Here is a 21778-nt window from a genome sequence, read left to right as displayed (position 1 = left end):
CGACGCTACTGCAATTCATTCTCAATAGAGTCAAGCATGTTGAGAACGGTTCGCAGCGACTAAGTCAAGGGGCAGCGATTCGCCTCAGGCGCCGGGCGTGACGACGACTAGAGCTCCAGTGGTGGTCGTGATTTGCCGGGGCAGGCCGGAAGCGTACGTCGCCCGGCCAAGCGCCCCCGCGCGGCCGCGATCAAATTCCGGTGGTGTACGAGTCGCAGGCGTAGGGATCGCCGCCCTGATAGCCGCGCATCAGGGCTTCCTGTCTTTGGGCAGAGCTGCCGTGCGTGAAGCTTTCCGGCTGCACATAGCCCTGACCGGCGCGCTGCAGTGCGTCGTCACCGATCGCGGCAGCCGCGGTCATTCCTTCCTCAAGGTCGCCCGGCTCCATGGCGGCATTGCGTTCCCGCGCCGCCCAGACGCCGGCGTAACAATCCGCCTGCAGCTCCATTCGCACCTGAAGGGCGTTGGACTCACGCTCCGACGCACTGGATTGGGCGCGTCGTATGGCGTTGGCGGTCCCGGTCAGAGTCTGAACGTGGTGGCCCACCTCATGGCCGATCACATAGGCCTGGGCAAAGTCGCCGGGCGCCCCATGGCGGCGCGCAAGATCGTCGAAGAAGCTGGTATCGAGATAGATGCGTTGGTCCGCGGGACAGTAAAACGGTCCCATTTCCGCCAGCCCGGAACCGCACTCGGTCCGCGTGCGCCCCGGATAGAAGACGAGGCGCGGCGGCGCGTAGGTCGCGCCCGCCGCGGTGAACATCTGCGACCAATGATCCTCGGTGGACGCCAGCACCTGGCAAAGGAATCGCCGGTCGGGGTCGCTCTCGCACACTTCGGCCGCCGCGGGCGCCCCTTGGCTCCCAGTCCGCGGCGCAACCGCCTGCTGGCCCCCGCCGCTCAGCCCGAGCGGGTCTCCGCCGACGAGGAACATGATCAGCACCAGCACGACGACTCCACCGATCCCAAATCGGCTGAACACCATGCCGAGCAGCATCCCGGCGCCGCCGCCCAGTCCGCCGAGCCCGCCGCCTCCGCCGTCGCCGCTTCGGCTCTCGACGTTTCTGCTCGTCCTTCGATTGCCGAAACGCATCAGGGCTCTCCTTCAGCAGCCCGAATGCGCGCCTCGCCCGGCGGTTGCATTCGACGCCGCGAGACGCGAAAGGTCGGACCCTCAGTTGAAAGGTCGTTCATGTTTCTACAGGGAAAGACGGCGCTCGTCACCGGCTCGACGTCCGGCATCGGACTGGCCATCGCCCGGACGCTCGCTTCCGCCGGCGCGAACGTCATGCTCAACGGATTCGGCGATGCCGCCTCCATCGAAGCCACCCGCGCCGAGATTGCCGGCGGCGGGACAAAGGTCGGCTATGACGGGGCCGACCTTACCGACGCCGAGGCGGTCGAGCGGCTGGTCCGCCGAACCGCCGACGAGATCGGCCCGGTGGATATACTCGTCAACAATGCGGGCATTCAGCATGTCGCGCCGGTCGACGCCTTTCCGGTCGACAAGTGGAACCTGGTGATCGCTCTAAACCTCTCGGCCGCCTTCCACACCATCCGGCTGACCCTGCCGGCGATGAAGGAAAAGGGCTGGGGCCGGATCATCAACACCGCCTCCGCACACAGCCTGGTCGCCAGCCCGAACAAGTCGGCCTATGTCGCGGCCAAGCACGGAATAGCCGGGCTGACCAAGACGGTCGCGCTGGAGGTCGCCCAAGCGGGGATAACCGCCAATTGCATCAGCCCCGGCTATGTCTGGACCCCGCTGGTCGAGAACCAGATCCCGGACACGATGCGCACCCGCGGCCTCACCCGCGAGCAGGTGATGAACGACGTCCTGCTCGCCGCCCAGCCGACCAAGCGGTTCGTGAGCGTCGATCAGGTCGCGGGCCTGGCGCTGTTCCTGTGCCGGGACGAAGCGGCGGCGATTACCGGCGCCAACCTGTCGATGGACGGCGGCTGGACCGCGCAATAGCCCCTATTTCACGCCTTACTGGCTCGACACCTCGGAGATGTGGAGCTGCGCGGGCTGGAGGCTGGCATTGCCGTAGGTGCCGACCCAGATCTCGTACCGGCCGCTCGCGGGACGGTTGAATCGGACCGCGGGATTGTTCCCGTTCTCGCCGCCGTCATCGTCGCACGACCAGGATCCGTCCGGGCCATTGACGACCAGGGTGGTGTCCGCGTCGGCGCGCACCGAGATGATCAGCGGATAGGTGCCGGACGTGTAGACAAGCCGGACGTCCGGCGAGCTCGAGATGAACCCGCGGCAGCTATTGCTGACCGACTGGGCGTTGATCTCCCCGCCCGAGCGGACGGCCACCACTTGCGGGTCGGGCTCGAAGCCGGCCCTGAGATTGACGACCCCGTAATTCGGCTCGGCATTGATATCCTGTGCGGCCGCCGGAACGGAGGCAAGGATGCAAGCCGCCGTTGCGGCGAATGCGCGGTTGATGGACATGATTTCTTCCCCCTGCTGACCGGCAGGCGCCGGCCGATTCTCAATCTGTCGCATTATCGGCGGAGCCGCAATGGAGACTGTAAGCGAGGAATGTGGGTGGATTTGGCCTGCGCCCTTGCCCGGTCCGTCCGCTTCGGCTTAGCTGGCGCAATGTCCGGCATCCTGATCGCCGCCGCCTTTGCCGCCTGCGCGGCCGCGCAGGCCGAGCCATCGCTGGCGCCGTCTGCGCAACCCCCTCCTTCGCTGACCCCTCCTTGCGATCCGTTGACGGCTGCCTGGCGGGCAGAGGTGACGGACGAGGATCGGCGCCGGCTGCGCGACTGGCGACAGGCCTGGATCGATGCCCTGGAGCAAGCTCGCGCGGCCGGCCACGTGGACGAGATTGCACGCGAGGGAGCCTTGCTCGATCCCGACGCCGCGCTCACCGAACCGGCGCCGCCACCGGGCGACTATGATTGCCGCACCATCAAGATCGGTGCGAGGTCCGGCGAGGGGCTGGCTTATGTGTCCTACCCGCCCTTCCACTGCCGGATCGAGGTCCATGGCGAGCGAACAAGCTTCACCAAGCTCACCGGATCGCAGCGGCCGGTCGGAAGGCTGTTCGCCGATGTGGACCGGCGCATGATATTCCTCGGGACGCTGCAGCTCGGCGACGAGGGGCGTGCCTACGAATATGGCGTCGACGACGAACGTGACATGATCGGCCTGGTCGAGCGGGTCGGGGATACCCGCTGGCGGCTGGTCCTGCCCTATCCCCATTTCGAATCCCTGCTCGACGTGATCGAGCTGATCCCGGCCACCGGCCGCTGAGGAAGGTCTTGATGAAGAGAAGATTGCTGGCACTCATGCTTATGGCTTCGACGATCACAACCCCCGCGCTCGCTCAGGAACTCAATCAGGCGATAGGTCAGGACCTGCCGGACCTGATTGCCTTGTATCGCGACCTGCACCAGAATCCCGAGCTCAGCATGCAGGAGACCCGATCGGCGGGACTGCTCGCCGAGGAGGCGCGACGGCTCGGCTTCGAAGTGACGACCGGCGTCGGCAAGACCGGTGTCGTCGCCGTGCTACGCAACGGCAACGGGCCGGTGGTGATGCTGCGCGCCGACATGGATGCCCTCCCGGTCGAGGAACAGACCGGCCTCCCCTTCGCCAGCCGGGCCAGGGCCACCAGCCTTGCCGGGGTCGAGAGCGGCGTCATGCACGCCTGCGGACACGACACCCACATGGCCGCCTGGGTCGGCGCAGCGAGGCGCCTGGTGGCGATGCGCGACCAATGGTCCGGTACCTTGGTGATGGTCGCCCAGCCCGGCGAGGAAATCGGCCAGGGCGCAAAGGCGATGCTCGACGACGGACTGTTCACGCGATTTCCCAAGCCTACGCACGCCATCGCCTTCCACGATTCCGCCAGCCTGCCCGCCGGAACGATCGGCTATTCGGTCGGACCGGCCCTGGCCAATGTCGATTCGGTGGACATTCGCGTTCGGGGCCTCGGCGGCCACGGCGCCTATCCCCACACGACCCGCGATCCGATCGTGCTCGCCAGCCGCATCGTGACCACGCTGCAGACGCTCGTCAGCCGCGAGCTCAATCCGCTCGATTCGGCGGTGGTGACCGTGGGAAGCTTCCAGGGCGGCACCAAGCACAACATCATCTCGGACGAGGTCAAGCTGCTGCTCACCGTGCGCAGCTACACGCCGGAGATCCGCCAGCAGCTGCTCGATGGCATCCGCCGGGTCGTCCGCGGCGAGGCGATTGCCGGGGGCATTCCCGAAGACCGGATGCCGGAGGTGACGCTGCGCGAAGGCGATTTCACTCCCGCGACGCATAATACGGACACGCTGACCCAAAGCACCGCCACCCTGTTCCGCGAGCATTTCGGCGAGGACCGCGTCCGGCAGGTGCCACCGGTCATGGCCGGCGAGGACTTCTCGCGCTACCATCTTGCCGATCCCCAGGTGGAGAGCCTGATCTTCTGGGTAGGCGGGGTTCCGCAGGACCGCTGGGACGCGGCGAACGGAAACATTGCGGAGCTGCCCTCGCTACACAGCCCGTTCTGGGCGCCCGATCCGGAACCGACCATCGCGACCGCCACCGAGGCGATGGTGGTCGCCGCCTTGGGAGTCTTCGGCAACCGGCCCTGATCGCGGCCCGCTCGCGAACAGGCGAAGGCGGAATCCGCTCCGTCCGAGGCCCACCCTAGGGCCCTGGTCGGCTTTCCGGTGTCGGCAATGTCGGCGCCTCGTCGCCATGGCGACGGAATAGCGCTCGATCCTCGCTGGTGAAGCCGCGCTTCCAGACGACGATCCCGAACGTCAGCAGGATCAGCGGGATGCCGAGCGCGAGCTCGGCCCATTCGAACGTCTGCGGCAGCGCGGTGAAGCCGAAGCCGACCAGGACCGCGGCCGCCGCCGCCCAGACCAGGGGCCAGCGCCAGCCATGCACCGGCGCGCCGAGAAGGCGCGACAGCAGGTTCGCCTTCAGGATCGAGGCGAGCCCGAGGGCGAGCGCCAGGCCGATTGCCGCCCCGGCCGCCTGAAACGCCTGGCGACGCTCGGGATCGCTCGGCCACTGCAATTCGTCCAGGGAGACGATGATGGCTACGGTGAGCACGGCCTGGGTCGCCACCATCAGCAGCGAGATGAGCAGGTTGCGGTGCCGTGCCACATAGACGAGCGCGGCTTCCGAGACCGCGGCGGTCGCCGCCACCACTTCCGCGGCGAGCAGGAAGGCAAGCGCCGCGGTTCCGCCGACGAATTCGGGACCGACCAGGCCCATTACCGCCTCGCCGGGGATTCCAAGCGATAAGCCGATCGCGGCCTGGGCGGCGATGATCCAGAAGCCGACCTGGCGGACCTGCCGTGCCACCGCCGCTTTGTCCCCTTCCGCCAGCCGTTGGGTGATGACCGGGGCGAGTATCGGGTCGAAGCTCGTCTTCAGCTTCTGCGGCAGCGAGGCGACCTGCTGCGCGACATAATAGACGCCGACATAATAAGGTGCGACGAACAGGCCGAGTATGGCGATGTCGAGCCGGCGCGAGCCCCATTCGATCGCGTCGGCCGCGGCCAGCGGAACGTTCTGGCGCGCCACCGCCAGCAGGCCGGCGGGCTCAGGCCGCCAGCCTTCGGGAAGGCCGTAATTGCGGTAGAGTCGCCAAAAAGCGGTGGCGAGGCCGGCGGCGATCGAGACGACATAAGCGATGATGAGCCCATCGCGCGACGAGAGGAAGATGAGCACGCCCGCCGCGATGCTGATCGTCCAGGGCTCGACGATCGCTCGGACATGGACGGTCGAGGCCACGTCGTGCCGATACGCCAAGGCTGCCAGCGCGATGTCCGCGCCGGCGATCCCGAATATCACGAGCGGCAGCAGCCATTCCGCGCCGTAGATCTCGCCGGCCGGGAACATTACCTGCGGGAATATCATCAGCACCGTGCTCGCGACGGCGGAGGCGATGAACGCCGCGAGAATTCCGTCCAGCACGACGCAGGCATGAGGACGGTCGGCAACGGCGAGCTGCTGAGCCAGGCCTCGCTTGAGGCCGAGCGTCGCCAGCTGCGCGGCCAGCTCTATGACGATGATCGCATAGGCGAAGCGGCCGAGCAGCTCCGGACCATAATAGCGCCCGGCGATGAACAGGAAGGGCAGCCGCGCGACGAGGCGGAGCAGGAAGCCGAAAAAGTTGGTCCGGCCGCCCTTCGCCAGCGCGGCGATGTCGTCAGGGGGACGGTCGCCCGTCTGCGTCAATGCGCGGCGCCCCAGTTGACCCCCGTCCCGATCTCGACGCCCAGCGGAACGCTGAGGGTGACGGCGGGCTCGGCGGCGCTCTCCATCACGCGGCGGATGACCGCCGCAGCCGGTTCGACCGCATTCTCCGGAACTTCGAACACTAGCTCGTCATGGACCTGGAGCAGCATTCGCACGTCTGCCAACCCCTCTGCCTCCAGCGCCGGATAGATCCGGACCATCGCCCGCTTGATGATGTCGGCGGCAGTGCCCTGGATCGGCGCGTTGATCGCGGCCCGCTCGGCGCCTTGGCGTTCGCCCTGATTGTGCGACTTGATCCGCGGGAAATGGGTCTTGCGCCCGAACAGGGTTGTGGTGAAGCCGGTCTCGCGCGCGTGGGTCAGGGTGTCGCCGATATAGTTGCGGATGCCCGGGAAGCGGTCGAAATAACGGTCGATGATCGCCTGCGCCTCGTCGGCGGTGACTCCGAGCCTGCCCGCCAGACCCCAGCGCGATATGCCGTAGAGAATGGCGAAGTTGATCGTCTTGGCGCTGGCACGCGTGTCGCGATTGACCTCGCCGAACAGCTCCTGGGCCGTCAGGTTGTGGATGTCCGCGCCCTGCCGGAAGGCCTCCTTCAGCTGCGGCACGTCGGCGATATGGGCGGCGAGCCGCAACTCGATCTGGCTGTAGTCGGCGGACATGACGACGAAGCCCGGCTCGGCGATGAAAGCGTCCCTGATCCGCCGGCCGATCTCCGTGCGGATCGGGATGTTCATCAGATTGGGATCGGTCGAGGCGAGCCGGCCGGTCTGCGCGCCGGACAGGCTGTAGCTGGTGTGGACGCGGCCCGTCTCGGGATTGATCTGCTCCTGAAGGGCGTCGGTATAGGTGCTCTTGAGCTTGGTGAGCTGTCGCCAATCCAGCACGAGCTGCGCGATCGGGACTCCGTCCCGGGCCAACCGCTCGAGCTCGGTCACGTCCGTCGACCAGGTGCCCGACTTGCCCCGGCGCCCGCCCTTGAGCCCCATCTGGTTGAACAGCACGTCGCCGAGCTGCTGGGGACTGCCGATGGTGAACTTGCAGCCCGCCTCGCCGCAGATCCGTTCCTCGAGCGCGGCGATCTGGACGTTGAACTCGGCCGACAAGGCCTTCAGCGCCGCTCGGTCGACCTTGACACCGTCCCGCTCCATGCGCCCGACCACCTCGATCAGCGGCCGGTCGACCATCTGATAGACGCGGGTCACACGCTCGAACGGCAGCCGATTGCGAAAGCGCATCCACAGCCGCAGGGTCACGTCGGCATCCTCTGCGGCATATTCGGTGGCGCGGTCGACCGGCACCTTGTCGAAGCTGATCTGCTTCTGACCGGTACCGCAAAGCTCCTTGTAGCTCAGGCAGTCATGGTCGAGATGCTTCTTCGCCAGATCGTCCATCGCATGGCTGTTGAGCCCGCCGGCATCGAGGTTGAAGCTCATGACCAGCGTGTCGTCATAGGGCGCGACGCGGATGCCGCGGCGATCGAGCACGACCCAGTCGAACTTGAGGTTGTGACCGATCTTGAGGACCGCCGGATCCTCGAACAAGGGCTTGAGCCGGGCCAGGACCAGATCGGCGGCAAGCTGGTCGGGACGCTCGGAGATGAGGTCGTGACCGCCATGCTCGAGCGGGATGTAGCAGGCCTTGCCGCATTCGGTGGCAAGGCTGATCCCGACCAGGCGCGCGGTGACGCAATCGCGTCCGTCCGTCTCGGTATCGAAGGCGATGAAGCCGTTGGCATAAGCCTCGGCGATCCAGCGGTCGAGCGCCGCCGCATCGGTCACCGTTTCGTAGGCGGAGCGGTCGATCTTCGGTTCGGGACGAACCTCGGCCTGGGCGGGAGACTGAGACGTCGCCGGCACGGTCGATGCCTGCATCTGCGCACCCAATCGGGCGAGGAGAGTGCGGAAGCCGTGATGCTCGAGAAACTCGCGCAGCGGCTCTTCCGGAATTCCCTTCATCTCCAGCGAGTCCAGCGGTTCGGGCAGCGGCGCGTCGCAGACCAGCCGCACCAGCTCGCGCGAAAGACGCGCCGATTCGGCATGCTCGATCAGATTCTGCTTCAGCTTGGGCTTCTTGATCTCGTCGACATGGGCGAGCACCCCTTCGACGTCGCCATATTGCTGGATCAGCTGCGAGGCCGTCTTCGGCCCGATGCCGGGGACTCCCGGCACGTTGTCCACGCTGTCGCCCATCAGCGCCAGAACGTCGCCGAGTTGCTCGGGCGGAACACCGAACTTCTCGATCACCTCGTCCCGGCCGATTCTCCGGTCGTTCATCGTGTCGAGCATGTCGAGCCCGGGTTCGATGAGCTGCATCAGGTCCTTGTCGGACGAGACGATCGTAACCTGCCAGCCCTGAGCCAGCGCCGCCTTGGCGTAGCATGCGATGATGTCGTCCGCCTCGAGACCTTCCTCCTCGACGCAGGGAATGGAAAAAGCGCGGGTCGCGTCCCTGATGAGCGGGAATTGCGGCACCAGCTCGGGCGGCGGCGGCGGCCGCTGCGCCTTGTAGCCTTCATACATTTGCTTGCGGAACGTGCTCTCGGAAGCGTCGAGCACCACGGCCAGGTGGGTCGGCCCTTCGGCCTTCTTGAGACCGTCGGCCAACTTCCAGAGCATGGTCGTGTAGCCATAGACCGCGCCGACATTGAGGCCGTGCTTGTTGGTGAGCGGCGGCAGCCGGTGAAAGGCGCGGAAGATGTAGCCGGAGCCGTCGACGAGATAGAGATGCGGGGATGGCATCGCAGCGATGTAGCCCAATCAAGGCTCGAAACAACCGGATTCCGGCGCGTGCGGCAGCCTCTTCCTAAACTGTCAGCCCCGGTTAAACTGGCGGCCGCTACGGGAAAAGGAATGAATCGCAGGAACTTCCTCCTTTCCGCCCTCGCCGCGGCGCTCGCCGCCTGCTCGCCGGCGGCGGTCGACGCGGCACCGCCTTTCGAGCCGACGCGTTTCTCGGTCCAGGTTAGCGGGCGTGGTCCGGACGTCATCCTGATCCCCGGCCTGACCTCGGGACGCGAAGTCTGGCAGAGCACAGTGCGCGCCGTTCCGGGCTATCGCTACCATCTCGTACAGGTAGCGGGGTTCGCCGGGGAACCGGTGCGCGGCAATCGTCAGGGTCCCGTGGTGGCGCCGGTGGCCGACGAGATCGCGCGCTACATCGCCGACCGCGGATTGCGGCGCCCGGCGATCGTCGGCCATTCGATGGGCGGGACACTGGCGATGATGATCGGCACCCGCCATCCGGATCTGGTCGGCAGGATCATGGTCGTCGACATTCTGCCCCAGCCCGCCGGCCTGTTCGGCGGCACCTCCGCAGACATGGGACCGCTTGCGCAAAGCATCATGTCCAGCCCGAGCGGCCGCCGGCTGTTCGGATCGCTCGTGGCCGCCTTCAGCCCGCCCGATGCCAGCAACCGGCTGAGCGATTCCGACGTGGTCGCGCGCGCGATGCACGATCTGGCCGGCATGGATCTCGGCCCCCAGCTGCCGCGGCTGCGCGCGCCGCTGACGGTGGTCTACGCCGCGCCCGATCCGAGCGGCCGCGCGGCGATCGATCGCAGCTTCGCCAACGCTTACGCCCCTGCCCGCGGCGCCCGGCTGGTCCGGATCGACGGCAGCGGGCATATGGTGATGCTGGATCAGCCGGAACGTTTCGCGGCGGCGATGAGGAATTTCCTCGCTCGATAACTGGCGTCCCGGCGAAGGCTGGCTACGGCGCCAGCACCGTGTCCGCCGCCTTGGCCAGCGTCTTCGGGTAATCGAGCGTGTAGTGCAGGCCGCGGCTCTCCTTGCGATGGAGGGCGGAGCGGACGATCAGCTCGGCCGTCTGCAGCAGGTTCCGAAGTTCGACCAGGTCCGGCGTCACCCGGAAATGACCGTAATAATCGTCTACTTCCTCGGTCAGCATCTTGATCCGGTGCTGGGCGCGCTCGAGCCGCTTGGTGGTGCGCACGATGCCGACGTAATTCCACATGAAGCGGCGGATCTCGGTCCAGTTCTGCTTGATCACCACCTCTTCGTCCGAATCGGTCACCCGGCTTTCGTCCCAGGCGCGGATCGGCGGCGGGGGCGGCATCGATTCCCAGTTGGCGGCGATGTGCAGCGCCGCCGCATCGCCGAAGACGAAGCATTCGAGCAGGCTGTTGGAGGCGAGCCGGTTGGCGCCGTGCAGGCCCGACTGGCTGACCTCGCCCACCGCATAAAGGCCGGGAAGGTCGGTGCGCCCGTCCTGGTCGATCACCACCCCGCCGCAGGTATAATGCTGGGCCGGCACGACCGGGATCGGCTCGGCCGTGATGTCGATGCCGAGCTCGAGCAGCCGCGCATGGATGTTCGGGAAATGCGCCTTCACGAATTCGGGCGGCTGATGGCTGATGTCGAGATGGACATAGTCCAGGCCGAGCCGCTTGATCTCATGATCGATTGCCCGGGCGACGACGTCGCGCGGCGCGAGCTCGGCGCGCGGATCGAAGTCGGGCATGAAGCGATGGCCCGTCTCCGGAATCCTGAGCCGGCCGCCCTCGCCGCGCACCGCCTCCGTGATCAGGAAGTTCTTGACCTCGAGATTGTAGAGACAGGTCGGGTGGAACTGCATGAACTCCATGTTGGAGACACGGCAGCCCGCCCGCCACGCCATGGCGATCCCGTCCCCGGTGGCGCCTCGCGGCGCGGTCGAGAAGAGATAGACGCGCCCCGCCCCCCCAGTGGCCAGGATGGTCGCCCGCGCGGTAAAGGTCTCGACCTTGCCGCGTTTCCGGTCGAGCGCGTAGACGCCCCAGACGTGGCCGTCGCCGGAATAGCGCTCCCCGTGACGACTGGTGACCAGGTCGATCGCGACCCGGTCCGGAAGCAGGGTGATGTTGGGATTGGCGGCGGCCGCACGCTCCAGCGCCTGCTGCACCGCGCGGCCGGTGGCGTCGTCGACATGGACGATTCGGCGATGGCTGTGCCCGCCCTCGCGGGTCAGGTGCCAGCCATTGGCGTCCGGCGCGACGTTGAACGGGACGCCGAGCGCCGCCAGCCGCTCTATCGCCGCCGGCGCGCTCTCGACGACGAACTCGACCGTGGCGCGGTTGTTGAGACCCGCGCCGGCGATCATCGTGTCCTCGACATGGCTTTCGAACGTGTCGCCCGGCTCGAGCACGGCGGCGATGCCGCCCTGCGCCCAGGCGGTCGACCCCTCAGACAGCCCGCCTTTGGCCAGGACCGCGACCTTGAAGCGCTGTGCGAGGTTGAGCGCCGCGGTCAGCCCGGCAGCGCCGGAGCCGATGACGATGACGTCGAACGGCCGCTCAGCCATCCGTCCCGGTCGTCCGAGTGAGGTTCAGGAAGACGTCCTCGAGATCGGCCTCGCGGGTCGACACGTCGACGATGCCCAGCCCTTCACGCTGGAGCGCCGCCAGCACATCGCCGGCATTGACCCGGTCCTTGCGATAGGTGATCGCGAGCGTCCGATCTCCCTTGAGCTCGACCTTCTCGAAGCAGGAGGCGTCCACTGGTGTCGTGACGTCGCGATCGACCGTCACTTCGACCACCTTCTCCTGCGCCATGCCGACCAGGACGCGGGTCGCCTCGTTGGCGATCAGCCGGCCGTGATTGATGATCGCGATGCGATCGCACAATTCCTCCGCTTCCTCGAGATAATGGGTGGTGAGGACGATGGTGACGCCCTGGGCATGGAGGCTGCGGACATAGTCCCAGAGCTGCTGGCGCAATTCGACGTCGACGCCGGCGGTCGGCTCGTCGAGCACCAGGATCGGCGGCGAATGGACCATAGCCTTGGCGACGAGCAGGCGCCGCTTCATGCCGCCCGAAAGGGTGCGGGCATAAGCGTCGGCCTTGTCCTCCAGCCGCACCGCTCGAAGCAGCTCCATCGTCCGGCGATCGGGCCTGGGAATGCCGTAGAGGCCGGCCTGGAGCTCGAGCGCCTCGCGCGGGGTGAAGAAGGGATCGAACAAGATCTCCTGCGGCACCACGCCGATCGACCTCTTCGCGTTGCGCGGATGCTGGTCGACGTCGAAGCCCCAGATCGAGGCGTTTCCGCCGCTCTTGGTCACCAGCCCCGCGAGAATATTGATCAGGGTCGACTTGCCGGCGCCGTTGGGGCCGAGCAGCCCGAAAATCATGCCGCGCGGCACGTCGAGCGTCACGCCGTCAAGCGCGCGCTTGCCGCCCTGGTAGGTTTTCTGAAGATCGAGGATCGAAATGGCGGCTTCGGACATGGTCGGGGGCATAGCGGCCTTGGTCGTCGTCGGGAAGCGCGCGCTCCGCAGTCTCGCGTTCGACAGCTTGCTGGAGCGGCTGTCCTCCGGGTCCTGACCAAGGAGGCTTACGTCATGCTCGTCGAACGTCCCGAAGATCCGGCGCCGGAGGGTCCGCTCCAGCTGGTCATCTCATACCCGCCGGCTCGCCATAGTAGATCCGGCGGACTCCGGCCGGCCGTTTGGATCACCCGCGCCGGGTGACCGGCGCGCTTTGCGACTTACCGGCGAAACCCGTCATGATGGCTACGGCGGTGGAGCTGGACATCGCCTTCTCCTCTGCTTGCCTGATCCGACCCGCCCGGGCGGAGCGCCGTGCCGTTCGCGCGGTTTGGCTGCGCGGCTTCGATCCCGCGACGGATGCCCAAGCGCCCCGCCATAGCTTCGACATGGTCGGCCAGTCGCCCGAACCGGCCGCGCGAATAAGCAAGACCGTGGTAGAGCGCCAAAGCGGCTCGCGCCCAGTCGACATAGAGGCGCGGCCTGGCCTGGCGATGGGCGAGGAGCGACATCCTGGCGCTCCAGACCGCAATATGATGGCGCATCCGGTAGATCAGCCGGCGCCTCAGCGGCAGGCCCCGAGCCCGGGCATCGACCCGCTTGCACAGGCGCAGTCGCGTCGGCCCTAGCCAGGCAAGGCGATAGGCCAGTCCCTCCCGCCGATGGCGCAGGCCCGCCTCCTGCGTCCGTTCGATGAAGCGGGCATCGACGGCGCTTAAATCCAGCCGCCCGCGGGCGATGGCGCGGCGCACCAGATCGTGCAGCGCCGGGGAGCGGACGACGATCACGTTGGTACCGCGGCCGTCGGACGAGAAAGGCTCGACCCAGGCATCGCCGAATGAGATGTCGGCCGTTTCGGCAATCACGTCGTCGCAATAGTCGCAGGCGGAGTTCTGGAAGAAGCCGGCGCCCCAGTCGCCGTCGGCGAGATGCCACCAATCGCGGATTGCGCTGGTTCCGTCCCTGAGGGCGAGGTGGGCCGTGTACCAGTTGGCCGGCCGATCGGGATTCTTGAGCCGGAAGTCGACGCGGGCGATCTCCTCGGCCTTTACTCCCATCTGCCAGGCGAAGCTCTCGACGAAACGGGCGCTCTTCATATGCCCGCAGAACAGGCCGAGCGTGAAGGCGATACGGTCCCGCAGGACCGGATCCTCGTCGCGGAGCAGATTGATCGCCTTGATGAAGCAGGGAATCCCGACCACCGCATAACGGCCCGGCACCGCGCGCACTTCGCGGATCACGTCGGACATCTCGACCGGGTAGTAACGCGACTTCGCGCCCGAGCGCACCGCTTCCTCGGAACGGGACAGACGGTAATGGAAGAAGCGGCCCTCCGCCTGAGGATCCGCCGCCGCGACGACATGGGCCACAGCATCGACGAGCCCCGCCCGAAGCAGCTCGGCCGCGACCCAGCTCACCATTCCGCCCGAGCTGCCCGCCTCGCGGAAGCCGCCTTGCGCGACATGGCCTACATAAGCGGCATCGAAGCGGCCGACGACGGCGTCGTCATGGGTCGCCTTCGGAAATTGCTCGAGGCCGATGGTGGTCTCGTTCTTCGCATCGGGCGAGAAGGGGCAAGTGCGGGAGACGTCCGCCAGCTCTCCGCCGAAGCTTTCCGGCACCGGCTTGAGATGCCCATGGACGTCCCAGCGCATCTGCGCGTCCCCTCCGAAACGGCCCGCGCACGCGCCGCAGCCGATGCACAGGCCCGCGCTCACCACGTCCTCCACTCGCAGCGGAGCGCGGGTGGTGGCGGGGATGCTAGCCGAGGACATGGTCGAGATAGCGGTCGGACTGGCGGCGCAGCCCGGCAATGCGGTCCCTGATCGATAGGCCAGGAGGTTCGGCGAGAATGCGGTCGAACCAGGCGCTGCCGGTGCGCTCGGTCGTGAGACGCGCCTCGAGGCCCAGGGCGTGCGCGAGGTCCCGCACCTTGTTCTCGCGGTAGCGCGACGAAGCACAAGCGAAGGGACGACCGGTCAGCAAGGCGAAGACGCAGCCGTGGAAGAAATTGGTGGCCACGGCGGTCGCCTGGGCGATCAGCCGAGCGAAATCGCCTGGCGCAGCGTCGATCCTCTGATCGTCCGCCCAATCGTTGCGATAGCCGATGCTGAGCAGCCGGTAGCCGCGACTCCGGGCCCAGCGCCTCACGGCGGCGGCGAACCAGGCGGGGAAGCTGTGGCCATAGACCGCCACGAAAGGCGGTCCGACGGGCCCGCCGTCGGGAATGGCGGGCGGGAATTGCAGGCATGGGTCGAGGACGACGGCCGGCTCATGGCCGAGCGCCGACCTCACCATGTGTCGGCTGTTTTCGTCCCTGACGGATATGGATTCGAAGCGCCGAAGCCGATCCGCCCACCAGCGTCCCAGCCCGTCGGCCGCGTCATGATTGCCGAAGCTGGCAGCATAAGAAGCGAGCCGGCGCGACCTAAGTCCATCGCCGTAGAAGATGGACCGCCCGCCATACCAGGGGTGGTGCAGGTTCCAGACCTCGTCGCTGCCGACGATCACCAGCTCATGATCCTCCGCCTCCTCCGGTCGATCGAGCGGAAAGCGAGGCGACCGGGGGACGGCGTCCATCGCGGCGAGAAGCTTGCGGGCCTTGGCGGCGTAGAGCGGAAAGTCCGAGCTCGGGACCCGCGCCGGCAGCAAGGGCTGGAGTGCGCAACGCCATTCGGCCCGGTTCACCTGCGCCGAGTCATGATCGAGAAGCACCGCTTCGTGCCCCTTCGCCTTCAGGCCTTCGACGAGGCAGCGGGCCTGCCAGTAGGATCCGTAATTGATGCACCGGTGGAAAGTGAGGACGCCGATCTTCTTCGGACGAGGCATGGACATCGATCCTCTGGACAAGAGCGGCGGTTCGGCCGGCCCGCAACCACGTGCCGCGGCGACACGAGGCCAATTCCCCGACCCCGAAGCGGGTTCCCACGGACCTGCGAATCGGCCCGAATGGTGTGTGGCCGACCCGCGAAACCATCAGCGCAAGGTCGGCGTTTGCTGTCCGGTCGCATATCCGCACCGACGAGTCCGCGGATCGGGTGTCCTTGGTTGAATTCCGCTGGTCGGTCCGCCCCAGCTGCATATGAAGAGGAAGAACCGCAGCGATCCGGCGGCAAGCGTCGGGCAGGCGGACTTCCGGATGGAGACGCGATGGACGATGCCCACAGCGACGACCTGACGCCCGCGCCAACGGGCGGGCTGCCGCACGTGGTGATCGTCGGCGCCGGTTTCGGCGGACTTGCCTGCGCCCAGGCGCTCGGCCGGCACCCGGTGCGCGTCACCGTTGTCGACCGGCATAATTACCACTTGTTCGTTCCGCTTCTCTACCAGGTCGCGACGGCCGGCCTCTCGCCTGCCGATATCGCCGAGCCGATCCGCAAGGTGCTGCGCCGCCATCCGCGGATCGACGTCGTCATGGGAGAGGTGATCGGGGTCGACCTTTCCGGCCGCCGGGTCCTGCTCGCCGGCAGCGGCCACATCGCCTACGACCAGCTCGTCCTCGCCACCGGATCAGCCTATACCTATTTTGGTCATGACGACTGGGCAGCGCACGCGCCGGGGCTCAAGTCCATCGCCGATGCGCGCGCGATCAGGGCCCGCGTGCTCCGGGGCTTCGAGCAAGCGGAGATCAGCCGCGATGCCGATGAGCAACGGCGCCTGACCACGACGGTGATCGTCGGCGGCGGCCCCACTGGCGTCGAGATGGCGGGAGCCATTGCCGAGCTCGCCAACTGGAGCCTGCAGCGGGATTTTCGCAACATCGATCCGAGAACCGCAACGGTGCTGCTGATCGAAGCCGGTCCGCGCATTCTTCCCGCCTTCCCGGAGCCGCTGGCGGACTATTCGCGCCGCAAGCTTGAAAAGCTCGGCGTGACGGTCCGGACCGGCGCGCCCGTGGAGGAGGTCAGGGAAGACGGAGTCGTCATCGCCGGCCGGCTCTGTCCCGCCAATGTGATCGTCTGGGGCGCCGGGATAAAGGCTTCGCCGGCGGCCGCCTGGATCGGCGTGCCGCCGGACCGGCTCGGCAGGATCGCGGTAGAGGCGGACCTGTCCGTCGCGGGGATCGAGCGGGTCTATGCGATCGGGGATACGGCCTTGTCGCTCGACGAATCCGGGCAGCCCCTCCCGGCCCTGGCGCAGGTCGCCAAGCAGCAGGGTCTGCATCTCGGTCGTCATCTGCCCCTCCTCGTCGGGGACGGGAAGGCGATTCCGCCCTTCCGCTTCAGGAACAGGGGCAATACGGCGGTGGTCGGACGAAGCTCCGCCATCTTCGATTTCGGCGGCGGCCGGCAAATGAAGGGCTGGCTCGCCTGGATCCTTTGGGCGCTGATCCACGTCTATCTTCTGGTGAGCTTCGAGAAGAGACTGCTGGTGAGCGCTCAATGGCTCTGGCGATGGGCGACTTACCAGCGGGGTGCGCGCCTCATCACCTGGGATACCCCGTCCGACAGCGACCCCCGGGCGGCTCCGAGTAGCCAGCCCGGGTCGGAACCGAAGATCCCGGATCATCGAAGGATCTAGGTCGATCGCGCAACGTGGAACTTATGTGCCCCAACCATGTTAAGGTTTTGGGCCGGCCCGTGTCCACTGGCTGCCGCGCCTGAGAGTCGGACAGGCTCCCGCCACAGCGAAAGGGAGCACCATGTCCACGTCCCCCACAGCCGCGAACCCATTCCCGCTCGAGGCGGCACCACGTCGAGGGCTCGGATTATTCCTGCGAAAGATCGAGCATTGGACGCGCTTGGACGCGGCCGACAGGGCGGCGCTGCTCGGCCTGTCCCACAGCGTGCGCCACTTCTTCCGGCACGCGACGATCGTCAGGGAGCGGGACAGGCCGACCCATTCATGCGTGCTGCTTTCCGGCCTGACGATCCGGCACAAGCTGGTTTCCAGCGGGGCGCGCCAGATCGTGGGCATCCAGGTCGCTGGCGACATGATCGACCTGCAGAATTCGATGTTCGAGATTGCCGATCACAGCATTCAGACGCTGACGACTGCAGAGGTTGCGCTTGTCCCGCGTCAGGCACTTCGCGATCTCGCCGCGAGCCGGCCTTCGGTCGGCACTGCCATGTGGTTCGACACGTTGCTCGATGCGTCGATCGCGCGCGAATGGATCGCGAACGTCGGCCGGCGCGATGCCAGGACCCGCCTCGCTCATCTCCTTTGCGAAATGGCGGTGCGTTTCGAGATGGCGGGAATTGGCCGACAGAGTTGCTACGAGCTTCCGATGAGCCAGGAGCAGATTGCCGACGCTCTCGGCCTGACCTCCGTTCACGTCAATCGAATGCTGAAGGCGCTCGAAGGCGACGGCCTCATCGTTCGGACGCGCCGTTCCGTGACGATCGCGGATTGGGCGCAGCTGATCAGGGCCGGCGACTTCGACAGCACCTATCTGCACCTGGAGCAAAGATCGCCCGGCTCGATCCAGTAACCGAGACATCTGCCGCCCGACCTCACCACGATTTCGTCCAGGCGAGGCAACCGGCGCCCGCCAGGGAGGTGCTGACGAGCATGGCGCCTTCCTCGTAGAGACGACCCGGCCTCGGCTCGTCGCGCCATCGTACGGCCCAGGCTCCACGCGACTGCCACAGGATGTCGGCCCCTGCGATCCTGATCGCATTGACCGCCTGGCCGTCGCTCAAGTCCGGCCTGAAGAGGACGATGGCGCTCCTTGCCTCGGCTGGCGGCAGGGCTGCCCACGGCGCGGCCACCGCGATGCACAGGGCAATTCCAAGCGCGGCGGCGCGTCCGGTCGTGCCGCTGCCGCCAGGACCCTGCCCGCGGCGCAATAGCCAGCCGGAAAGGACAGGCGCCAGGCCGAAGAGAGCGAACCAGGCCAGATCCCACAACAGCGGATTGGAACTGGCCAGATTGATCCTGTGGATTCCCAGCACCCAGTGCGAAACCACCGCATCGACGACATGCCAAAATCCGAAGCCGATCAGAGCGTTGGCGAAGATGAACCGACCGGTTCCGGGCGCGCCGAGAACCGCTCCACTCCGCGCCAGCAGGGTGAGGCCGACAGCCGCGACCAGGTACATGAGCGCGTGAAAGAGGCCGTCGAAGAATATCTGATCGGCGATGCTGCCGACCCCTGGCACCAGGCTGAGAAGGTGGTGCCACTGCAGGATCTGGTGAAGGAGAATGCCGTCGAAAAAGCCGCCGAGCGCGAATCCCAGGCAATAGGCCGACCAACGAAGCCGGCCCGCTGCGCGCATCTTGGGGGACATGGCTCACCTCCTTCGGTGCACAAAGTCCGCGTGCGGCGGACGTTCCATGAGAGGGCACGATCCGCCTAGTCCCTCCGGCCCCACCCGCGCCGCGCTGCGAGGAAACGCCATACGGGACCCCAAGTCGAAGGGGCGGGCCGCGCACCTACGCCGCATGGCACATCAGGAGGCGCACACATGGTTCGCAGGCTTCGCGTCCAGCGAAGACGATGCCCAGCTGCGATCCGTGAGGGACGATTTCAGCCCTTCGCCAACATTGCGCGATGGTCGAGGCGGCTTCAGCCTGAGCCACCGGCCGCGGGAGCATCGCGGCGAGGCTTCAGGTCGGGGTCAGCGGGAAGCGGACCCCCCGGAGCGCATGGGCGCCAAGCTGGCCCAGCGGAACAGCGGCAGGCTTTCAATCCCGGCTTCCTCGCACCGGGGGCCGTTCGTCGCCATCTCCATCTCGACCTCCTGCCACAGCACGTCGAGCAGGCCGGAGAGTTCCTTGATGTGGGGAATGTCGTGGCGCCGGACGTTGCGATACTTGCCGGTGAGCAGGGAGACCTCGGCGAGGATCAGCCGCGCCAGCTCGCCATGCGCGTCCAGCGAAGGAATGCTCTCATAGGCCTCGAACGCCTCGGCTCGGGCCAGCCCGTCGGAAACGGTCATCGCCAGCCTCCGTCGATAGCGGGAAGATCGATAGGGGGAAGCCGGCCGAGCAGATCCTGCCCAGCCGCCGAGAAGTAAAGGAAGGCGCAGCCAGCCAGCGCCAGGAGGACGATGGTGAGCAGCGCCGCCATCCATCTCGACGATCCGGCGTAACGATCGCGCCGGGTCGGCGCCGGAGCCGCGCCCCGGTCGTCCTGCGGTTCGGCGACTTCGCCCAGCGGCCCTCGCACCGGGGCTTCGGCGGCGGGGACGGCAAGCGGCGCGGCGGGCTCCACCCACGGAGCTCGACCGGTCGAGAGACGCGGCCCGGCCATTCCGGCGGCCAACGCGAACTTCTCGCGGGCCAAAGCGCGACCCTGCGCCTCGACTTCCTCGCGCGCAGCCGAAACCTTCTCACCATTGATCGGAAGGTCGTCGAGGAAATCGCTGATGCGCCGGTCGAGCCGCATCAGCTCATCGACTGCCTCCAACGCCGTGCGCCGGTCGCGGCGCTCCATCGCCAGCTGCAACCGCACCACCTTGATGGCGCTCGCCTGGACCAGGAGCAGGCCCTGGGCCAGATCATCGCTACCTACCGCCCGCGTCCCGGCGGTCAGGGCCGCCGCGGCTTCGTTGGACATCCCACTCGCTCCCGCCGTCCGGCCGCAATACTGCGCGACCGGCCCGAGGGTGGGATAAACCGCTTGTCTGCGAGGCAAAATCCCCCGGCACCGGAGAAGCCGGCGGAACGTTGCGCAGGCGCGACGAGGTCGCATTATCGCGGGTCCGGCGCACCGATCCCGCGCGAATCACCGACGCGCCGTTAACCTCGCGCGGGAAAGGCGCGTTAACCGCGGAGGGCCGAAGGGTGTCCGCATGTTCGTTCGGTTCCACTTTCAGGGCTTTTCGCGCACCGCCTTGCTGCTGTCCGCGGTCGGCGCGATGCTCCTCGCCTTGCTCGCTCCCGGCGGCGCCGGCGCCGTCTGAACGCCGTCAGCGCGGCAGCGGGAGCAGCCGGAACACCTTCCCGCTCGCGGGGAGGAGGAGTGGATGCGCCCCCGGCTGGCATGACACTCCCGGCGCGCATCCACTCCTGACTTCGCGATCGCCGTTCCGAAGGCGATTGTCCGCTCCCCCCGGCATTGCTAGAGCGCGGCCATGGTCGCGATCGATCCCTACACACCCGAGACCGTCTATACGGACAGCCCGCGGGTTGCCTGCGACGGTGCGGCGGAGATTTCGCCGGCGCTCGGTCATCCCCGAGTCTATATGCAGATCGACGAGAAGGGCTATGTCGACTGCGGCTATTGCGACAAGCGCTTCATCCTGAAAGGCGGCCCCGCGGATGCATAGCCTTCGGGCGGCGTGTGCCGCCTTGGTCGTGCTTCTCGCCAGCCCTGCTCAAGGACAAGCGCCGACAGGCGCCCCTTTCGCAACGAGCCAGGCCCCGGAATACGTCTATCGCAACGACTTCTGGCGCAACCTGCACCATACGCTCTATGCCTTTGCGAGCGTCCACCCCGCGGCCGGGCGAGTCCGCCGGTTGAGATTGACCCCGGCCGACATCGCCGTGCGCGACGCACTTTCCGGAGACGAGGCCGCCGCCTGGGAAGAGGCGGTCCGCTGGTACGCCACCAACTTTTCCGGTCGAAACCTGCTGTTCGACGACGAGATGGTGGCGATCGGCGATGCCCTGAGCCGCTCGGGCGATGCACAGCGCCTCGCGGCTCCGCAGCTTCCGGAGGAGCTGCGCGGCATCCTCATGCGCGCCGGTCCGATCTATCGCACGCGCTGGTGGCCGGCGCACCGGCGCGCGAACGATGCATGGCGCGCCGCCGTGGCGCCCCTACTCATGGCGCACGGGGCCGAGGCTGCCGCGCGTCTCTCGCGCCTGTACGGCGTGGACTGGCCTGACCAGCCGATCGAGGTGACGCTCACGCCTTATGCCAACAGCATGGGCGCCTACACTTCGCTGGGGCCGGTGCGGATCACGCTCGCGACGAGCGACTCGAGCTATCAGGGCGATGCGGCCTTCGAAATGCTCCTGCACGAAGCCGGCCATGGATTGGTCGCCCCGCTGCGCGAGCGGCTGGCGGAAATCGTCTCCATCGAAACGGCGGCTCCGGGCGCCCGTTCCGAGGCCGTCCGGCGCGATCTCTGGCACGAGGTCCATTTCTATCTGGCCGGCAAGGTCGTGGCCGAAACCATGGACGGCTATGTCCCCTACGCCGATCGCAACCGGCTGTGGGACCTGGCCTGGCCCGGACCCGACCGCGAAGCTCTGGCCCGCCATCTCGATCCCTATCTTGCCGGCCGCACGACCTTGGACTCCGCGCTGGGCGCGCTGGTGCGGGACCTCGCCGCGACCCCGGCGGGCTAGCCGATCCGGCACGACGCCTTACACGCGGTCGCAAATTCCTTATATCG

19 protein-coding genes are annotated in these 21778 nt (G+C 67.2%); 8 read left to right on the top strand and 11 right to left on the bottom strand.

Annotation, left to right across the window (positions count from 1 at the left end; genetic code table 11):
* Positions 1 to 190: 190 nt before the first annotated feature.
* A complete protein-coding gene (locus tag EKM57_RS09520; RefSeq protein ID WP_129792266.1) occupies positions 191 to 1093 on the bottom strand; it encodes a neutral zinc metallopeptidase in 903 nt (300 codons plus the stop codon).
* Between the two features lie 99 nt (positions 1094 to 1192).
* Here EKM57_RS09520 and EKM57_RS09515 point away from each other — a divergent pair, with 99 nt between their 5' ends.
* Positions 1193 to 1975 carry a 3-hydroxybutyrate dehydrogenase gene (locus EKM57_RS09515; RefSeq protein ID WP_129792265.1) on the top strand — a complete coding sequence of 261 codons (783 nt, stop codon included), beginning with the start codon at positions 1193 to 1195 and terminating at the stop codon, positions 1973 to 1975.
* Between the two features lie 15 nt (positions 1976 to 1990).
* Here the strand turns inward: EKM57_RS09515 and EKM57_RS09510 are convergent, their stop codons facing one another.
* Entirely contained in the window at positions 1991 to 2461 is a 471-nt protein-coding gene (locus EKM57_RS09510) for a peptidase S1 (protein WP_129792264.1), read from the bottom strand.
* A 150-nt stretch (positions 2462 to 2611) separates the two neighbouring features.
* Here EKM57_RS09510 and EKM57_RS09505 point away from each other — a divergent pair, with 150 nt between their 5' ends.
* Both EKM57_RS09505 and EKM57_RS09500 read left to right on the top strand, forming a co-directional pair.
* Positions 2612 to 3271, top strand: a complete 660-nt coding sequence (locus EKM57_RS09505; RefSeq protein ID WP_129792263.1) for a DUF4893 domain-containing protein — start codon at positions 2612 to 2614, stop codon at positions 3269 to 3271.
* Between the two features lie 11 nt (positions 3272 to 3282).
* Positions 3283 to 4605, top strand: coding sequence for an amidohydrolase (locus EKM57_RS09500; protein WP_129792262.1), 1323 nt, complete (start codon positions 3283 to 3285; stop codon positions 4603 to 4605).
* A gap of 55 nt (positions 4606 to 4660) precedes the next feature.
* On the opposite strand, the gene EKM57_RS09495 is transcribed toward EKM57_RS09500, so the two are convergent.
* The gene (locus EKM57_RS09495) at positions 4661 to 6208 is read right to left on the bottom strand and encodes a lipopolysaccharide biosynthesis protein (RefSeq protein WP_165357309.1); all 1548 of its coding nucleotides are present in this window, start codon (positions 6206 to 6208) and stop codon (positions 4661 to 4663) included.
* The gene (gene polA / locus EKM57_RS09490; protein ID WP_129792260.1) at positions 6205 to 8970 is read right to left on the bottom strand and encodes a DNA polymerase I; all 2766 of its coding nucleotides are present in this window, start codon (positions 8968 to 8970) and stop codon (positions 6205 to 6207) included. Before polA ends, EKM57_RS09495 begins: the two co-directional genes overlap by 4 nt.
* Before the next feature lie 111 nt (positions 8971 to 9081).
* Between polA and EKM57_RS09485 the strand changes: the two genes are divergently transcribed.
* On the top strand, positions 9082 to 9918 hold the full coding sequence (locus tag EKM57_RS09485; RefSeq protein WP_129792259.1) for an alpha/beta fold hydrolase: 837 nt from the start codon (positions 9082 to 9084) through the stop codon (positions 9916 to 9918).
* Positions 9919 to 9940: 22 nt separating this feature from the next.
* Here the strand turns inward: EKM57_RS09485 and nadB are convergent, their stop codons facing one another.
* From nadB to EKM57_RS09465, 4 genes are all read right to left on the bottom strand, one after another.
* Positions 9941 to 11530: an L-aspartate oxidase gene (gene nadB, locus EKM57_RS09480; RefSeq protein ID WP_129792258.1), complete on the bottom strand. Its 1590-nt coding sequence runs from the start codon at positions 11528 to 11530 to the stop codon at positions 9941 to 9943.
* Positions 11523 to 12452, bottom strand: coding sequence for an ABC transporter ATP-binding protein (locus EKM57_RS09475; RefSeq protein WP_129792257.1), 930 nt, complete (start codon positions 12450 to 12452; stop codon positions 11523 to 11525). Before EKM57_RS09475 ends, nadB begins: the two co-directional genes overlap by 8 nt.
* Positions 12453 to 12712: 260 nt before the next feature.
* A complete protein-coding gene (locus tag EKM57_RS09470; protein WP_129792256.1) occupies positions 12713 to 14266 on the bottom strand; it encodes a Coenzyme F420 hydrogenase/dehydrogenase, beta subunit C-terminal domain in 1554 nt (517 codons plus the stop codon).
* Positions 14253 to 15320: a polysaccharide pyruvyl transferase family protein gene (locus EKM57_RS09465; protein WP_129792255.1), complete on the bottom strand. Its 1068-nt coding sequence runs from the start codon at positions 15318 to 15320 to the stop codon at positions 14253 to 14255. The genes EKM57_RS09470 and EKM57_RS09465 overlap by 14 nt, the downstream gene beginning before the upstream one ends.
* A 321-nt stretch (positions 15321 to 15641) precedes the next feature.
* Here EKM57_RS09465 and EKM57_RS09460 point away from each other — a divergent pair, with 321 nt between their 5' ends.
* Together EKM57_RS09460 and EKM57_RS09455 are read left to right on the top strand one after the other, a co-directional pair.
* Positions 15642 to 17012: an NAD(P)/FAD-dependent oxidoreductase gene (locus tag EKM57_RS09460; RefSeq protein WP_129792254.1), complete on the top strand. Its 1371-nt coding sequence runs from the start codon at positions 15642 to 15644 to the stop codon at positions 17010 to 17012.
* 220 nt (positions 17013 to 17232) lie between these two features.
* Positions 17233 to 17922, top strand: a complete 690-nt coding sequence (locus EKM57_RS09455) for a Crp/Fnr family transcriptional regulator (RefSeq protein WP_243450966.1) — start codon at positions 17233 to 17235, stop codon at positions 17920 to 17922.
* Positions 17923 to 17944: 22 nt separating this feature from the next.
* Here EKM57_RS09455 and EKM57_RS09450 read toward each other — a convergent pair whose 3' ends face one another.
* From EKM57_RS09450 to EKM57_RS09440, 3 genes are all read right to left on the bottom strand, one after another.
* Positions 17945 to 18721: a DUF2243 domain-containing protein gene (locus EKM57_RS09450; RefSeq protein ID WP_129792252.1), complete on the bottom strand. Its 777-nt coding sequence runs from the start codon at positions 18719 to 18721 to the stop codon at positions 17945 to 17947.
* A 330-nt stretch (positions 18722 to 19051) separates the two neighbouring features.
* Positions 19052 to 19372: a hypothetical protein gene (locus EKM57_RS09445; RefSeq protein WP_129792251.1), complete on the bottom strand. Its 321-nt coding sequence runs from the start codon at positions 19370 to 19372 to the stop codon at positions 19052 to 19054.
* Positions 19369 to 19992 (bottom strand): hypothetical protein, encoded by a 624-nt coding sequence (locus tag EKM57_RS09440; protein WP_129792250.1) that lies wholly within the window; start codon positions 19990 to 19992, stop codon positions 19369 to 19371. The genes EKM57_RS09445 and EKM57_RS09440 overlap by 4 nt, the downstream gene beginning before the upstream one ends.
* A gap of 517 nt (positions 19993 to 20509) precedes the next feature.
* Between EKM57_RS09440 and EKM57_RS09435 the strand changes: the two genes are divergently transcribed.
* Both EKM57_RS09435 and EKM57_RS09430 read left to right on the top strand, forming a co-directional pair.
* On the top strand, positions 20510 to 20704 hold the full coding sequence (locus EKM57_RS09435) for a zinc-finger domain-containing protein (RefSeq protein ID WP_129792249.1): 195 nt from the start codon (positions 20510 to 20512) through the stop codon (positions 20702 to 20704).
* Positions 20697 to 21731, top strand: a complete 1035-nt coding sequence (locus EKM57_RS09430; RefSeq protein ID WP_129792248.1) for a hypothetical protein — start codon at positions 20697 to 20699, stop codon at positions 21729 to 21731. Before EKM57_RS09435 ends, EKM57_RS09430 begins: the two co-directional genes overlap by 8 nt.
* Positions 21732 to 21778: the final 47 nt, after the last annotated feature.

It is taken from the genome of Sphingosinicella sp. CPCC 101087, from assembly GCF_004151485.1.
Classification (GTDB): domain Bacteria; phylum Pseudomonadota; class Alphaproteobacteria; order Sphingomonadales; family Sphingomonadaceae; genus Allosphingosinicella.
Note: the sequence above shows the minus strand (reverse complement) of the source record. Positions and strands in the feature narration are given on the sequence as shown.

What these genes read in the sequence shown, in the direction of transcription:
- EKM57_RS09520 (WP_129792266.1), bottom strand. Translation starts at nt 1,093, where the DNA reads ATGCGTTTCGGCAATCGAAGGACGAGCAGAAACGTCGAGAGCCGAAGC.
- EKM57_RS09515 (WP_129792265.1), top strand. Translation starts at nt 1,193, where the DNA reads ATGTTTCTACAGGGAAAGACGGCGCTCGTCACCGGCTCGACGTCCGGC.
- EKM57_RS09510 (WP_129792264.1), bottom strand. Translation starts at nt 2,461, where the DNA reads ATGTCCATCAACCGCGCATTCGCCGCAACGGCGGCTTGCATCCTTGCC.
- EKM57_RS09505 (WP_129792263.1), top strand. Translation starts at nt 2,612, where the DNA reads ATGTCCGGCATCCTGATCGCCGCCGCCTTTGCCGCCTGCGCGGCCGCG.
- EKM57_RS09500 (WP_129792262.1), top strand. Translation starts at nt 3,283, where the DNA reads ATGAAGAGAAGATTGCTGGCACTCATGCTTATGGCTTCGACGATCACA.
- polA (WP_129792260.1), bottom strand. Translation starts at nt 8,970, where the DNA reads ATGCCATCCCCGCATCTCTATCTCGTCGACGGCTCCGGCTACATCTTC.
- EKM57_RS09485 (WP_129792259.1), top strand. Translation starts at nt 9,082, where the DNA reads ATGAATCGCAGGAACTTCCTCCTTTCCGCCCTCGCCGCGGCGCTCGCC.
- nadB (WP_129792258.1), bottom strand. Translation starts at nt 11,530, where the DNA reads ATGGCTGAGCGGCCGTTCGACGTCATCGTCATCGGCTCCGGCGCTGCC.
- EKM57_RS09475 (WP_129792257.1), bottom strand. Translation starts at nt 12,452, where the DNA reads ATGTCCGAAGCCGCCATTTCGATCCTCGATCTTCAGAAAACCTACCAG.
- EKM57_RS09470 (WP_129792256.1), bottom strand. Translation starts at nt 14,266, where the DNA reads ATGTCCTCGGCTAGCATCCCCGCCACCACCCGCGCTCCGCTGCGAGTG.
- EKM57_RS09465 (WP_129792255.1), bottom strand. Translation starts at nt 15,320, where the DNA reads ATGCCTCGTCCGAAGAAGATCGGCGTCCTCACTTTCCACCGGTGCATC.
- EKM57_RS09460 (WP_129792254.1), top strand. Translation starts at nt 15,642, where the DNA reads ATGGACGATGCCCACAGCGACGACCTGACGCCCGCGCCAACGGGCGGG.
- EKM57_RS09450 (WP_129792252.1), bottom strand. Translation starts at nt 18,721, where the DNA reads ATGTCCCCCAAGATGCGCGCAGCGGGCCGGCTTCGTTGGTCGGCCTAT.
- EKM57_RS09445 (WP_129792251.1), bottom strand. Translation starts at nt 19,372, where the DNA reads ATGACCGTTTCCGACGGGCTGGCCCGAGCCGAGGCGTTCGAGGCCTAT.
- EKM57_RS09440 (WP_129792250.1), bottom strand. Translation starts at nt 19,992, where the DNA reads ATGTCCAACGAAGCCGCGGCGGCCCTGACCGCCGGGACGCGGGCGGTA.
- EKM57_RS09435 (WP_129792249.1), top strand. Translation starts at nt 20,510, where the DNA reads ATGGTCGCGATCGATCCCTACACACCCGAGACCGTCTATACGGACAGC.
- EKM57_RS09430 (WP_129792248.1), top strand. Translation starts at nt 20,697, where the DNA reads ATGCATAGCCTTCGGGCGGCGTGTGCCGCCTTGGTCGTGCTTCTCGCC.